Genomic DNA, 14,198 nt, shown 5'->3' with positions numbered 1-14,198 from the left:
GGAATCCCGGTCCTTTCATCCTTATTCTGCAGCTTTTAGCGGCGATCCCGGAACCTGATCTATAGGTTCGTCTCGCGGCCGGGCCTCGGATTGTGACGGCTCGTCCCACACAATCTCGGTCGCCTGTAGTTTGCGGGCAGAGCGACCAATAGCCATGTCCTGTGCGATCTGACTGGACCGCCCCGCAGTCACACGGGCAAGCCCGCGGCTGAGCCAGACAGCGTAAGTTGTCACCCAGACACGCAGTGCCAGAAGCGACGGCGTCACGATCAGCGTGAGAACAGTGGCGATGCCAAGACCAAAGACAACCGCTGTGGCCAGCTGTTTCCACCACAGGGCGGTGGGACTGTCGATGGAATAGCCGCCATTGATGAAGTCTAGCGAAAGCCCAAACATCATCGGGGTCAGACCTGCCATCGTTGTCAACGTGGTCAGCAAAACCGGGCGGATACGCGATTCCGCAGTGCGGACGATTGCATCGATCCTTGGCATATAGGCGCTGTATTCCTGATAGGTATCGATCAGAACAATGTTGTTGTTCACCACAATTCCTGCCAGCGCAACGATGCCAGTGCCGGTCATGATGATCGAAAAGGGTTGCTCCATCACGATCATGCCGATCAGCACCCCGGTGGTCGAAAGAACAACCGCCAACAGCACCAGCACCGAATTGTAGAACGAGTTGAACTGGGCCAGCAGGATCACGAACATCAGCCCCAATGCGCCCATGAAGGCGTTCACCAGAAATGCGCCGGATTCAGCCTGCTCTTCCTGATCCCCGGTCCATTCCCAACTGATCGAGTTGGCGAAGGGGCTGGTTTCAAGCCATTCGGTCAGAACCGCAATCCGCTCATTCGGGTTAATCAGGGCGAACTGCGTGTCTCCTGCGTCAATCGCGCTACGCAGCTGGTCAATACTCTCTGCACCGGTCAGTTGAACCAGCTCGTAGGACTTTCCTCCGTCGCCGTCCAACACAGTGCCGGTTGGAGAATAACCGTCTGCCACTTCGCGCATTACGGCCAGACGTTCTTCTTTCCCGTCCGGCCCTTTGGTCACAACCTTGCTCAGCCCCGGTTCGACATCGGCCTTCACATCGTAATAACGTTGCTGGTCGACACGGTTGATCTGGGCCAGTTTGGCCACAGGTTCCCGGGTCACGAAGTTCGACAGCGGAACCAACCCGTCCGGCGTGCGGACCTTGAGCGTGTCCAATGTCGACAGCACGCGATCCTCTTCCGGCAATCGGACACGGATCTCGATCTCTTCATCTGTGCTGTCGGGGCGCATCTCACCCAGCAGGATGCCGCGTGTCACCAGCTGCACCATGGCACCGACGGTGGCCACATCAGCCCCAAACCGGCCGGCCTTCGCCACATCGACGTCGATTTGCCAATCGATGCCCGGCAAGGGCAGGGTGTCTTCGGTTTTGATCAGCCCCGGCGTTTCGTCAAATATCTGGCGCGCGGTGACGGTGGCCGATGTCAGTTCGTCCCAACCGTCCCCCTTGATGCGCAGGTGAACGGGCTTGGCCGAGGCCGGGCCCTGTTCCAATGCCAGGATTTCAACAACGATTCCGGGTATTGTCGCCAGTTTGGCGTTAAGATCGTCGATTACGTAATCGCCATCAAATTCTGGAGCCACAAAGTGGCGCTCAAACAATCCCCACAAAGCGGATTCCGAAACGTTCGGGCGATCTTCCCATGGGATAATTTCGAACTGGACGCGCCCCACCGTGTCCGCCGGTGCCTGCGCACCGCCGGTGTTCTGGTTCAGACCACCTTCGCCTGCAAAGGAAAAGACGTTGATTACTGCCGGATGAGATCCAATGATCTGTTCGGCCTGCAGCACCATCTCGTCTTTTTCAGCCAGTGACAGGTTGCCACGGGCACGGACGTAAGCAGTTGCCTGTTCCGGTTCGCTTTCAACGAAGAATTCGACACCTCGGGATTCCTGCGGGAACCAGACGAAGGTCACGAAATACACGGCAGAGAAAACTGCCGCCAGCGACACGATCGGCATGATCGGGTTGCCGACAAGGAACCCGATCACATGTCCGAAAGGTGTGTGTTCGTCAGCGGTGTGGACGTGGTCTTCTTCCGCTCGTTCGAACTTGGCCGCGCTCAGCGTTACAGACCCGGCAAAGGCCCCGAACAGGAACAGCAGGGCACCGGCGACCACTCCTCCGGGCAGAAGATAGTCAGGGTTCAGAACCTGCATTGCGCCAAGGAAAATCATGTAGAGCGACGGGGGCACCATCACCGCCCGAACCCACCACCGGGTACGCGCCCGGAGCCAATTCGAAGACCGGTCAAAAACGCGGCTCAGACGCCCCGAAACACCACCCATGACTGGCAGGTAGATCAGCGCCACGATCAGCGAAGCCGACAGAACAAAGATCAGCGTGACCGGCAACATTCCCATGAATTCGCCCGGAATACCGGGCCAGAACAGCATCGGCAGGAAGGCGCATAGCGTCGTCGCGGTCGAGGATACAATGGGCCAGAACATACGTTGGGCCGCCTCGACATAAGCATGCATCGGGCCGACGCCTTCCTTGATGCGTTTATCTGCGTATTCCACCACCACGATGGCACCGTCAACCAGCATCCCCACGGCCAGAATGAGGCCGAACATAACGATGTTCGAGATACTGACACCCATGACTGCCAGAAACGCGAAACACAGCAGGAACGAGGTCGGGATTGCAAAACCCACCAAAAGCGCGGCCCGCGTACCCAAAGATGCCAGAACCACGATCATTACCAAGGCGATTGCAGTCAGAACGGACCCTTCAAGCTGACTGACCATCGAACCGACAATACGGCTCTGGTCGTTCGACGTCCCAAGCTCGACCGCCGCCTGAAGCTCGGGCGGCCATTTGGTCTTGGCCAGAGCAATGGTTTCTTTCACCTGCGTAACGGTGTCGATCAGGTTAAATCCCTTGCGTTTGACAACCTGCAGCGCGACGGTCGCCTCGCCGTTGAAACGGGCGGTACCTTCGCGATCTTCAAAAGTGTAGTTGATCTGCGCAAGCTCTCCCAGCGTAACAACCCGGTCGCCATTGACCTTGACCGGCAAGGCATAGACATCCTGCGCTGTTTTGAATGACGACGGGATCTTGACCGAGAATGTACCCTGTGCGGTTTCGACTTCGCCCGCTGCGATCAACTGGTTGTTGTTTCGTACGACGTTGATCAGCTCGGCCGCGGTCACGTTGTACGCCTCAAGCCGCAGGGGGTCGATGATGACCTCAAGCAACTCGTCACGATTGCCCGCGATACCCGCTTCGAGAACGGAATCCAGCGCCTCAAGCTCGTCCTGCAAATCCTTGGCGACACGGGCCATTGTGCGTTCCGGAACAGCTCCGGTCAGGTTGACGATGACGATCGGGAATTCGGAAAAGTTGATTTCCGTCAGCGAGTATTGTTCCGCACCTTCAGGGAAATCAGCCTGGGCCGTGTTCATGGCATCGCGCACGTCCGCCATGATCGAGGTCTTGTCCCAGCCGAATTCAAACTCCAGCGCGACCCCGGCATAGCCTTCGGCCGCAGTCGACGTCATTTCCTTGAGTCCGTCGAGATCCGCCAGCTCGGTCTCCATCGGCTTGACCAAAAGGTTTTCCGAGTCTTCTGCTGAAATTCCGGGAAACTGCACCGAAACGAAAAGGGCAGGGATTTCGATATCCGGTTCACCCTCTTTCGGAAGCGAGACATAGGCAAAGCCGCCTACGACCAGTGAAATGGCGATGAACGCCATAACCATTCGGGCCCTGCCTGCGGCCCATGCGACGATACCCGTCATTGCGAGGCTTCCCGATAAGTTGGTGCAACGGTAACACCGCGGATCACGAATTCCTGCCCGACCACGATGATATCAACCGTTTCCGGAAGACCGTCGATCCAGACACCTTCGGCGGTGTCGCGCAGGATGCGGACTGGCATGAAGTCAACAACGTTGCCTGCGCCAACTGTGCGCACACCCAATTGCCCTTCGTTGCTAAGAGTCAGCGCCGATTGCGGCAGCAGGTGGGCTTTCGCGCCCTCGGCGGCGATGCTGATTGTCGCCGTCTGACCGTCGCGAATGGTCAAGTCGGGGTTCGGAACGGTGATTTCCACCTCGAATGTACGTGTTGTCTCGTCCGCGGACCGGCTCAGGAACGTGACCCGCCCCCCCAATTGCCGACCGGTCACAAGTGTTGCCGATGCTTCGGACCCAACAAGCACCCGATTGACTTCGGTCTCGGGTACGAAGCCGACCAGCTTGATCGGGTCCAGTTGAATGACAGTCGCGCAAAGTGATCCAGGCTGCATCAGGCTGCCCAGTTCTGCAGTGTCGCTTTCCAGCAAGCCCTTGAAGGGGGCTTTGATGGTCAGGCGGCCAACCTCTCGCTGCGCGGCCTCGACTGCTGCTGCGGCTGCTTCGATGCCTGCACGCGTGGCTTCCAGTCCGGCTTCGGCTGTTTTCACACCGGCTTCCGCTGAGCTCATCACCGCTTCGCTGGAGATGCGACGGGTTTCCGACGCATAGCCGGTTTCAGCCAGTTTGCGCGAGGCTGTCAGATTGATCTCGGCCTCGGCAACAAGCGCATGTGCCTCTGTCAGGCGTGCTTCGGCTTCGGGTATGCGGCTCTGGGCTTCCAGTTTGCCCGCCATGGCTTCGGCCAGTTGCGCCGGGCGCGTGCCGGGATCAAGCTCGCATAATATATCGCCCGCCTCAACAAACGCACCTTTGCGTTTAGGTTCAGAGATAACGGTGGACGTGGTTTCCGAAAGCACTTCGACCTGCCGGTTTGCCTTGGTCTGACCGCGCAGCAGCACGGCGCTGTCAATTTCACGCGCTTGCGAGCGCAGGGCGACAACACCCACTGCAGAGATATCGGAGTTATCGGTTTCCGCTGCTTCGTCTTGTGTCGCTTCCCCGGCTTCACCGCGCCCGGCAAAGGCGAACAAGGTGTCACGTTCAAACACCAAAAAATACAGTGCAACAATCACGAGAAGAGCGTTGATGAAAGAAATCAAACGCATACAGTGTTTCTCCTAAGAATCTGCGCCATTAAAACTTGGGCTGTTACGCCTTGAAATGGGGTTTGTTCGGCATCTTTTCCATACTGAACTGAATAGTTCGGTTTTCTTTTTTTCGCAAGAGGGAAGCAAAGCGGTCAAAATGTGCAAAATCGGACCCTTGGCTTGGCGTTGGTGCCGGGGTATGACATGGCGCACTTATACAAGATTGACAGCCCGGGGGCATGGATGAGCGATACTGACAGTTTCATTGATGAGGTCACCGAAGAGGTGCGCCGCGACCGGATCTATCTGCTGTTGCGTCGCTGGGGCTGGGTGGGCGTCGTCGCGGTCGTGTTGATCGTAGGCGGTGCGGCTTTCAATGAATACCGCAAGGCTCGGGCCACGGCGCAAGCTCAGCAATTGGGTGACACGATTCTTGCTGCGTTGTCCGAAAATGACCCGGCTGCAAGGGCTGCAGGTCTTGCGCAGGCAGAGGCGATGTCACCGGGCGGGAAAGCCGTGCTGGATATGTTGCTGTCCGCGTCACAGGTCGAATCCGGATCCCGAGAGGACGCGGTCAACAGCCTGAACGCGGTGGCCGTACAGGGCGACCTGCCCGAGATTTACCGCGCGATTGCAAGCTTCAAATCGCTGCTGTTGCAAGGCGATACCTTGCCTGCCGCCGACCGACGCCAGCAGTTCGAGGCGTTGGCAGCCCCCGGAGCCCCGCTGCGGTTGCTGGCGGAAGAGCAGTTGGCCCTGATTGACGTGGCCGATGGCAATGTCGATGCTGCGCTGGACCGGTTGCAGGCACTGCGGCAGGATGCCGAGGTGGGTATCGACCTGCAACAGCGCGCCGCGCAAATGATCATTGCTTTGGGTGGTGAACCTGAACCTTTGGTGGCGCAGCAAGGCTGACCAGGCGGGACAAAAGACTTAACGACAGGCGAGTTCGGAGTATCATGGTAAAAAGATTTTTTTCCCGCACGGGAATGCCTTTTGCGGCGCTGGCCCTGACCGCATTGGCGGCCTGTGAGCCGCCCGAAGCCATTCTGCCCGGTGAACGCGAGGATATTCGCCCTGTTTCAGATCTTGAAACGGTCGAAAAGCGCGGTTCGCAACCGATCAGCCTGCCGGGGCAACAGGTCAACGCCAACTGGTCTCAAAGTCCGGGAACGCCTGCGTACCGGACCACGCATGCCGCTTTGCGCGCGACGCCACAGCGGATCTGGTCAGTTTCGATCGGGCAGGGTGACTCGCGCAAGCAGCGCATTACCGCCGAGCCGGTGGTTGCAGGAGGTTTGATTTTCACACTGGACTCAGGAGCGACCGTTTCAGCGGTCACACCGCAGGGACAGTTGGCATGGGAGGCCGACCTGATCCCGCCAAGTGATGGCGACTCGGATGCAACAGGTGGTGGTTTGGCTTATGCCGACGGCGTCCTGTATGTGTCGTCGGGGTTCGGTCGGTTGACCGCGCTGGACGCTAAATCGGGTGCCGTGCGCTGGCAAAAACGCCTGGAAGCGACGGGCAGCGGCGCACCGCTGGTGAATGACGGGCTGTTATACGTCGTGGCCGGAGACGAAACTGGGTGGGCTGTAAACACAAAGGACGGACGCATAGCCTGGCAAATCGAGGGGACACCCAGCGTCGGGAACGTTCTGGGTGCGCCTGCGCCTGCAATTGCATCTGATCTGGCTGTATTCGCCTTTGGCTCGGGTGACGTGGCTGCCACGTTCCGCCGCGGCGGTATCCGTCGCTGGAACGCGTCTGTAGCAGGGGGGCGTCGCGGGCGCGCTGCGGCGCAGATCGTTGATGTGACCGGCGGTCCGATGGTTGTTGGCAACAGTATCTACATCGGCAATCACTCGGGCCGGACCGTCGCATTTGATGCCGCTTCCGGTGAACGCCGGTGGACAGCAGACGAAGGTGCGGTCGATACTGTCTGGCCTGCGGGCAACAGCATTTTCCTGATCAGTGATCGCAGCCAACTGGTGCGCCTGAACGCGGCGGACGGGTCTGTCATCTGGGCGCAGGATCTGCCGGGCTTTGTCAAGGACAAGCGCGGTCGCCGGGGACCGATCTTTGCGCATTACGGCCCAATTCTGGCCGGTGGTCGTATCGTGGTCGCGTCCAACGACGGGTATCTGCGGTTCTTCAATCCAGTTGACGGAACACTGGTTCATCAGGCTGAGGTTCCCGGTGGCGCGACAGCATCCCCCGTTGTGGCCGGGCAGACGCTGTATGTTGTTTCGACCAAAGGTGATCTACACGCTTTCCGTTGACGGCAAGATGCGTTAAAGGGCGCAACTTGAGTCTTGAAAGTAGAGTATCATGTCGCTGACCCTCGCCATCGTGGGGCGCCCGAATGTGGGCAAATCCACATTGTTCAACCGCCTCGTGGGCAAACGTCTGGCTCTGGTCGACGACCAGCCAGGTGTGACGCGTGACTTGCGCGAGGGCGAAGGGCGTCTGGGCGATCTGCGCTTTACCGTAATCGACACGGCCGGGCTTGAAGACGCGACAGATGACAGTTTGCAGGGCAGGATGCGCCGCCTGACCGAACGCGCAGTAGACATGGCCGATGTCTGCCTGTTCATGATCGACGCGCGGGTCGGGCTGACGCCCACGGATGAGATGTTTGCAGAAATACTGCGCAAGCGGTCCAAGCACGTGATCCTTGCCGCCAACAAGGCTGAAGGCAGCGCAGCGGATGCCGGGGTGCTCGAGGCATACAATCTGGGTCTGGGTGAACCGGTGCGCATGTCGGGTGAACATGGCGAGGGGATGACCGACCTTTATGCTCAGCTGATGCCATTGGCGGATGCAGCCGAGGAAAAGCAGATCGAGGAAGCCCCGGAAACTGAGATCGAGCTGGATGAAGACGGTGAGGGCGAAATGCCCCTGATCACCTCTGCCAAGCCTTTGCAGGTGGCCGTGGTTGGCCGTCCGAATGCGGGCAAGTCCACGCTGATCAACAAAATCATCGGCGAAGACCGCCTGTTGACCGGACCTGAGGCCGGGATCACCCGTGACGCTATCAGCCTGCGGATCGATTGGGCCGACCCGGACGGAGAAAGCACTCCGATGCGGATCTTTGACACGGCGGGAATGCGTAAGAAAGCAAAGATACAGGAAAAGCTGGAAAAGCTTTCCGTGTCAGACGGTTTGCGCGCGGTGAAGTTCGCCGAGGTTGTCGTCGTACTTCTGGACGCGGCCATTCCATTTGAACAACAGGACCTGAGAATTGCCGATTTGGCCGAACGCGAAGGCCGGGCTGTTGTTGTTGCTGTAAACAAGTGGGACGTCGAGGAAAACAAGCAGGAAAAGCTGCGGGAACTGAAAGAAGCCTTCGATCGCTTGCTGCCGCAGCTGCGCGGAGCCCCTCTGGTAACCGTCTCGGCGAAAACGGGCCGCGGGCTTGAGAGATTGCGCGCCGCCATCCTGCGCGCCCATGACGTCTGGAACCGCCGTGTGCCAACCGCGGCGTTGAACCGGTGGCTGACTGCCATGCTGGAACAACACCCGCCGCCAGCCCCACAGGGCCGCCGCATCAAGCTGCGCTATATGACCCAGGCGAAAACGCGGCCGCCGGGTTTTGTTGTGATGTGTTCTCATCCCGATAAGATGCCCGAAAGCTATACCCGCTATCTGGTCAACGGGTTGCGCCAGGACTTTGACATGCCTGGCACGCCAATCCGACTGACGCTGCGCGGGCAGGGTGACAAGAACCCATATAAGGCACGGCGCAAGAAAAATGCCGGCGCCTTGGCCAAACATCTCAAGGGCCGCGCGTAACTGCGCCAATTTTCAGCATCTTACCTCACGGGGGCGTGACAGTTTCTGTTCTCCACGCTAGCATTCATGCGTGTGCATTTGTTTGGGCACGCACTGCTTGCACGCGGACTAGCCGCACCTAGATTTGAACAGAAAACTGAACGGCCATCGTAAGGAGACGGCTGGATGGATTTGAGGGAATATACAAGACATTACGCGGTGCAGGACAACAGATTGGCCGCGGCAAGTTATTTTGGCACATTTGCGGTGTATTTTGCGTCGTTGACCCTTGCGATCACCTTTGTTGATCGCTGGTACATCATGATACCCGCCGGGATCGTGTTCGCCTTTGCCGCAGTACGGCTTTATGTGCTGCAACATGATTGTGGGCATCACTCTCTGTTTGAAACACGGATTCAAAACGAATGGGCAGGGCATGGCCTGTCACCTTTCACTTTCGCCCCGTTCGAGGTGATGAAGCAGAACCACAATCTGCACCATGCGGGCATCGGAAATCTTGAACATCGCGAGACGGGTGAAATTCATACGATGACTCTGCGAGAGTGGAATACGGCTGATTGGAAAACGCGTTTGTTTTACAGGCTGTATCGCAATCCGTTCATCCTGGTTCCGGTCGGCGCGTTGTTCACCTATTTCATCCGATATCGCTGGCCCAAGAACACGGTGCGATTTGGTGCCAAAGGTGTGGTGTTGCACAATCTGTCGATCGTCGTTTTTCTTGGATTGTTGTATCTGATCGCCGGTATGACGGGCATTTGGGTTTGGTTGGTGTTTTCCTTTTTGGGTGGAATGCTGGGCGTCTTCCTCGTTTATCTTCAACACAACTTCGAAGACACTTACTGGGATCGCCGCCCTGACCTGAATCCTCAGACAGCGGCGCTTGAGGGATCATCCGCACTGGATTTCGGGTGGTGGTTCGATATGGCTGTGGCCTGCATCACGTTGCACGACATCCACCATTTCAACGCGCGCATCCCATCATATCGCCTGCGTGCCTGCCATTATAATCTGCCGCCGGAATACACCCCTCGCCGGATCAAGTTTCCCGAGGCCGTGGCGGCATTGAACCTGAAGCTATGGGACGAAGATGCCAAGCGCCTTGTACCCTTTCCGAGAAACAACCGAGCCGCTGGTCTTGCCCATAACTAAGCTGGCAGAACAGAGACGACCACCACACAGCTTGCGGGCTCGTGTATCTTTTGTATATACGAGCCAGTAATCAGACAGAGAAAGGACCCATAATGACCGCTGTGACCGACATAAAAGGTGTAGGAGAGGCGCTTGGCCAGGCCCTTGTTACCAATGGTTTCAAGACCGCCGAGGCAATAGCCAAGGCAACTCCCGCTGATTTGGTCAAGGTCCCTCGGATCGGTGAGGCGCGCGCGTTGGTTTTGATTGCATCTGCCAAAGAAGCCGTTGCCGCAAAACCGGCGGCTGCGAAACCGGCAACACGCCGAACTGCGGCCCGGACTCCGGCGGCGCGCAGGCCTTCCGAACGCAAAGCCGCGCCACGCAAAACAATCGCCGCAGCCGCAGCCGAGAAACGGGTCGAGGAAGCCGCACGCAAGGCGGCAGAAGAAAAAGCAGCCGCCGAAAAAGCCGAAGCTGCTGAAAAGAAAAAGGCCAAAGCCAAGGCTAAGGCCGAAAAAGCCGCGAAAAAACGCAAAGAGATGGAAGCCGCTTTTTCAAAGGCTAAGGACAAGGTGAAGGCCAAATCCAAAAAGGACAAGAAGTCAAAAAAAGACGGAAAAAAGAAAGACGGTAAAAAAAGCGGAAAGAAGAAGGACAAGAAAAAAGCGAAGAAGTGAAACCTCTTCGCCTTCTGTTGATGTCCTAACCGGTGCCGGACGGCGCCGGCTTCGTCTGTCAGGCCAACGTACCGTCCAGTTGCAGGGTCAGCTTGCCGCCCAAATAAGGGCCAAGTGCTTCGGGCAGCGAAACAGTGCCGTCTTCATTCTGCCCATTCTCCAGAACAGCGATTAGGCAACGCCCGACAGCCAGACCGGAACCGTTCAGAGTATGTACAAATTCGGGCTTGCCACCATTTTCAGGCCTGAAACGGGCATTCATCCGGCGTGCCTGAAACGCGCCTGTGGTCGAGACCGAGCTGATCTCGCGATAGGTGTCCTGTCCGGGCAGCCACGCTTCGATGTCATAGGTGCGGCGCGCGCCAAAGCCCATATCACCGGTGCACAAAACAACAGTGCGATAGGGAATACCCAACTGTTCCAGCAGATCCTCGGCGCAGCGCAACATGCGCTTTTGCTCGTCATCTGACGCGTCAGGATGGGTGATCGAGACCATCTCGACCTTTTCGAACTGGTGCTGGCGCAGCATCCCTGCGGTGTCCTTGCCGGCACTTCCGGCCTCGGACCTGAAACAGACAGTATGGGCGGTCATACGGATGGGCAGGGCAGTCTCTTCAAGAATGTCACCGGCCACTGAATAAGTCAGCGTGACCTCGGAGGTTGGGATCAGCCACCAGCCATTGGTCGTCTGATAGCTGTCGTCACCGAATTTCGGCAGTTTATCCGTGCCATACATCGCCTCATCCCGAACCAGGACCGGTGTCTGCATTTCTGTCAGACCGTTCTTGTCGATATGCGTGTCCAACATGAACTGAGCCAACGCGCGGTGGATACGGGCAACCCCCTTGGACAGGTTCACAAATCGGCTGCCGCTGGTTTTGGCGGCGGTTTCGAAATCCATTGCGGCTGCGACGGCGGGAATGTCGTAATGCTCTTTCGGTGCAAAGCTGAAATCACGCGGGGTGCCCCAGCGGGTGACCTCGACATTGTCGTTTTCATCCGCGCCTTGCGGCACGTCATCGGCAGGCAGGTTGGCGATACGGGCCAGTTGATCGGTCAGCAAGGCATCCAGATCCTTGGCCTCGGTCTGCATCCGGGCGACTTCGGCCTTTTTCTCGGCAACCAGCGCGCGCAGGCGTTCGAATTCAGCCTCATCCCCGCGGCCTTTGGCAGCGCCGACCTCTTTGCTGGCCTTGTTCTGTTCGGCCTGGGCCGTCTCTGCGGCCAGAATCTTGGCACGTCGGCTTTCGTCCATCCTCAGCAGATCTGACGACACCGGCGCGTCCCCACGGCGCGCTAGGGCGGCGTCGAAGGCGGCAGGGTTTTCGCGAATGGCGCGGATGTCGTGCATGTCTCAGATCCTTGAATGCGTGAATCACCGAACCCGCTTATGCACCATCTGCGGGGCAGGGTGTAGCACCGGTTACGACTTATCAGCGTCTTCGTGGGTTTCATGCGCCAGATGGCCCTCCCATGCCCCGGCCGGTATTTTAGGTTCAGGCGGGTCAGCCACATAAGAAGGCGTCATGATCTGCACATTGTTTTCGTTAAATACCGCAACAATGTTTCGATGCAGGTCCGAACGGATTTTGGGGATGATGCTGCCACGGGTGGTGTAACCGTTGATCTGATAGTTGATCGCGTAATCGGCCAAGGCCGTCCAAAGCACAAAAGGTCCGGGATTGGCCTTGATGCCCGAGGTGCGGTTGGCCGCCTCGATCAGCATTGCCTCAACCTTCTCAGGGGGTTCTTCGTAGCCGATACCAACGGTCGTGTGCAGCAACAGCCCGCTACCATCAGTTTTCTTCGAAAAGTTCACGACATCTGAATTCATCAGTTGTGCATTGGGGATTGAAATCAGCTCGTTCTTGATCGACTTCAGGTGGGTCTCCATCAGTTTGATCTGAACCACATCGCCGATATGGTCCCCGATCTGGATTCGGTCGCCGATCGAGGTAGATCTGCGGTAAATCACAAACAGCCCGGCCAGCATGTTGGACACGACTGAGTTTGCGCCCAAAGACAGCATGGCGCCGACCAGAATGGTCAACCCCTGGAACGCGGCGGAATCTGAGCCCGGAATATAGGGAACCGCAAAAACCAGCGCGATCAGAATAACGACGACACGGGCAATGTTGAACGTCGGGTTGACCCAGTGTTTTTCGAAATCACCCATTTCGAACGAACCGGCTTCGACCGCATCAAAGAACACGCGCAGGCCCTTGATAATGTACAAAGTGACCCAAGCGATCAGACCCAGCATGATCAGATTGGGGATATAGCTGAGGATGCCCCGGAAGATAAGCAGCACCGGCTCGGTCAGATAGGTTAGCAGAAGCTGCGCGAAATATCGGGTTTCCGCAAAAGCCAAAAGAACAAAGGACAGATAATAGTAGAAACCGAGAAAGAATATGATCAACAGCACGAAGTTCAGACCATAGCGGATAAGTGCCGCGATTGCTTCAGCCTGAACGCTTTTGGCTGTCGCCGTTTCGACATCCTTTAAGAAGCGTTTTACCAGCTTCAACGTGCGACGCCTGATCCGACGGTGCAGCCACAGGATAGTGACAACAAACAGGACAAATCCCAACGTCCAGGCAGCCGCTTCAATAGCACCGGAAACGCGCGCCTGATCGGTTCGGCTGGCTCGGTACGCCTCGATGGACTGTTTGATCGCATCGCCATGCAAGACGCTCAGAACACTTAGTTCCATCTGATCCAGTTCAGCGTCAGCTTTGGTCACGATCGAGATTCTTTGGCCATCGGCCAGAATTCGGATACCAAACTGGGTCTCTTCATAGGTGATCTCGACCAAAGGTGCTTCCGACGCTTCCGCAACCGCAATGATCTTATCGTGTACGCCTTCGGCGCGCTCCGGAGCAGGCAGGGCGCTGGATCCCCGCACCTGAAACAGAATGTCCCCGTCCACGATAACCGGGGCCATGAACGTGTCCGATTCCGCAGTCTCGGACAGGGGGGATTCAGCGGGTGCTTCCTGCGACGAGGCCGCACCGGACAGCCACACACTCACCGACAGGGCAGTCAGTAAATAAAGCAACGAAAGGAAAGGCTTGAGTGGCCGCGTCATGTGTCCCCCTTCGGATAAACTATAACCGGTTTTGGTTATGTTCCTAGGACATATCTGCAACGCTTTGCCCGTAGTTGCCGGTATGTGCCCGTTTTCAGGAGGGATACATGACCGCCTTTGCTTGCAAACCGACATTTCAAAGCATAGGTTCCGCCCAAATTTGCGGAACTGTGCCGCAAGACTAGAACAAAGGAATATCCCATGGATGGTGGTGCAATCGCCCAGTTTCTCCCGCTGATCCTGATCTTCGCGATCATGTATTTCCTGCTGATCCGTCCGCAGCAGAAGAAGATGAAGGAACATCAGGCCATGGTCGATGCCGTGCGCCGGGGTGATCAGGTGATCACTCAAGGGGGCGTGATCGGCAAGGTGTCGAAGGTCAAGGAAGGCGATAACGAGATCGAGGTCGAAATCGCCGAGGGCGTCAAGATTCGCGTGGTCAAATCGACCATCGCCCAGGTTCTGAACAAGACCGAACCGGCGAAGTAATTTCGCGCGAAA

Annotated in this window: 10 protein-coding genes; 6 read left to right on the top strand and 4 right to left on the bottom strand. The window is 57.5% G+C overall.

Annotation, left to right across the window (positions count from 1 at the left end):
• Nucleotides 1-21: 21 nt before the first annotated feature.
• Together I9182_RS04660 and I9182_RS04655 are read right to left on the bottom strand one after the other, a co-directional pair.
• On the bottom strand, nt 22-3,801 hold the full coding sequence (locus I9182_RS04660; protein WP_209503478.1) for an efflux RND transporter permease subunit: 3,780 nt from the start codon (nt 3,799-3,801) through the stop codon (nt 22-24).
• Nucleotides 3,798-5,024 (bottom strand): efflux RND transporter periplasmic adaptor subunit, encoded by a 1,227-nt coding sequence (locus I9182_RS04655; RefSeq protein ID WP_209503480.1) that lies wholly within the window; start codon nt 5,022-5,024, stop codon nt 3,798-3,800. Before I9182_RS04655 ends, I9182_RS04660 begins: the two co-directional genes overlap by 4 nt.
• 225 nt (nt 5,025-5,249) lie before the next feature.
• Here I9182_RS04655 and I9182_RS04650 point away from each other — a divergent pair, with 225 nt between their 5' ends.
• From I9182_RS04650 to I9182_RS04630, 5 genes are all read left to right on the top strand, one after another.
• Nucleotides 5,250-5,921 (top strand): hypothetical protein, encoded by a 672-nt coding sequence (locus I9182_RS04650; RefSeq protein ID WP_209596865.1) that lies wholly within the window; start codon nt 5,250-5,252, stop codon nt 5,919-5,921.
• A 74-nt stretch (nt 5,922-5,995) separates the two neighbouring features.
• Nucleotides 5,996-7,288, top strand: coding sequence for a PQQ-like beta-propeller repeat protein (locus tag I9182_RS04645; protein WP_245222499.1), 1,293 nt, complete (start codon nt 5,996-5,998; stop codon nt 7,286-7,288).
• 49 nt (nt 7,289-7,337) lie between these two features.
• Complete coding sequence (der, locus tag I9182_RS04640) at nt 7,338-8,801, top strand: ribosome biogenesis GTPase Der (RefSeq protein ID WP_209596863.1); 1,464 nt, start codon at nt 7,338-7,340, stop codon at nt 8,799-8,801.
• A 165-nt stretch (nt 8,802-8,966) separates the two neighbouring features.
• Nucleotides 8,967-9,950: a fatty acid desaturase gene (locus I9182_RS04635; RefSeq protein ID WP_209596861.1), complete on the top strand. Its 984-nt coding sequence runs from the start codon at nt 8,967-8,969 to the stop codon at nt 9,948-9,950.
• A gap of 92 nt (nt 9,951-10,042) precedes the next feature.
• Nucleotides 10,043-10,609 carry a helix-hairpin-helix domain-containing protein gene (locus tag I9182_RS04630; protein ID WP_209596859.1) on the top strand — a complete coding sequence of 189 codons (567 nt, stop codon included), beginning with the start codon at nt 10,043-10,045 and terminating at the stop codon, nt 10,607-10,609.
• Nucleotides 10,610-10,667: 58 nt separating this feature from the next.
• Here I9182_RS04630 and serS read toward each other — a convergent pair whose 3' ends face one another.
• Together serS and I9182_RS04620 are read right to left on the bottom strand one after the other, a co-directional pair.
• Nucleotides 10,668-11,960: a serine--tRNA ligase gene (serS, locus tag I9182_RS04625; protein ID WP_209596856.1), complete on the bottom strand. Its 1,293-nt coding sequence runs from the start codon at nt 11,958-11,960 to the stop codon at nt 10,668-10,670.
• A 72-nt stretch (nt 11,961-12,032) separates the two neighbouring features.
• Nucleotides 12,033-13,697, bottom strand: coding sequence for a mechanosensitive ion channel domain-containing protein (locus tag I9182_RS04620; protein WP_245220394.1), 1,665 nt, complete (start codon nt 13,695-13,697; stop codon nt 12,033-12,035).
• Nucleotides 13,698-13,898: 201 nt separating this feature from the next.
• On the opposite strand from I9182_RS04620, the gene yajC reads away from it, so the two are divergent.
• Nucleotides 13,899-14,186, top strand: a complete 288-nt coding sequence (gene yajC / locus I9182_RS04615) for a preprotein translocase subunit YajC (RefSeq protein ID WP_209503494.1) — start codon at nt 13,899-13,901, stop codon at nt 14,184-14,186.
• Nucleotides 14,187-14,198 lie beyond the last annotated feature (12 nt).

This window comes from Ruegeria sp. HKCCSP351 (genome assembly GCF_017872535.1).
Classification (GTDB): Bacteria; Pseudomonadota; Alphaproteobacteria; order Rhodobacterales; family Rhodobacteraceae; genus Ruegeria.
The sequence above is the reverse complement of the archived record's forward strand: the minus strand, read 5'-3'. Positions and strand labels throughout refer to the sequence as shown.

Bases quoted from the DNA above. Each gene is read 5' to 3' on its own strand.
- I9182_RS04660 (WP_209503478.1), bottom strand. From the start codon at position 3,801: ATGACGGGTATCGTCGCATGGGCCGCAGGCAGGGCCCGAATGGTTATG.
- I9182_RS04655 (WP_209503480.1), bottom strand. From the start codon at position 5,024: ATGCGTTTGATTTCTTTCATCAACGCTCTTCTCGTGATTGTTGCACTG.
- I9182_RS04650 (WP_209596865.1), top strand. From the start codon at position 5,250: ATGAGCGATACTGACAGTTTCATTGATGAGGTCACCGAAGAGGTGCGC.
- I9182_RS04645 (WP_245222499.1), top strand. From the start codon at position 5,996: ATGCCTTTTGCGGCGCTGGCCCTGACCGCATTGGCGGCCTGTGAGCCG.
- der (WP_209596863.1), top strand. From the start codon at position 7,338: ATGTCGCTGACCCTCGCCATCGTGGGGCGCCCGAATGTGGGCAAATCC.
- I9182_RS04635 (WP_209596861.1), top strand. From the start codon at position 8,967: ATGGATTTGAGGGAATATACAAGACATTACGCGGTGCAGGACAACAGA.
- I9182_RS04630 (WP_209596859.1), top strand. From the start codon at position 10,043: ATGACCGCTGTGACCGACATAAAAGGTGTAGGAGAGGCGCTTGGCCAG.
- serS (WP_209596856.1), bottom strand. From the start codon at position 11,960: ATGCACGACATCCGCGCCATTCGCGAAAACCCTGCCGCCTTCGACGCC.
- I9182_RS04620 (WP_245220394.1), bottom strand. From the start codon at position 13,697: ATGACGCGGCCACTCAAGCCTTTCCTTTCGTTGCTTTATTTACTGACT.
- yajC (WP_209503494.1), top strand. From the start codon at position 13,899: ATGGATGGTGGTGCAATCGCCCAGTTTCTCCCGCTGATCCTGATCTTC.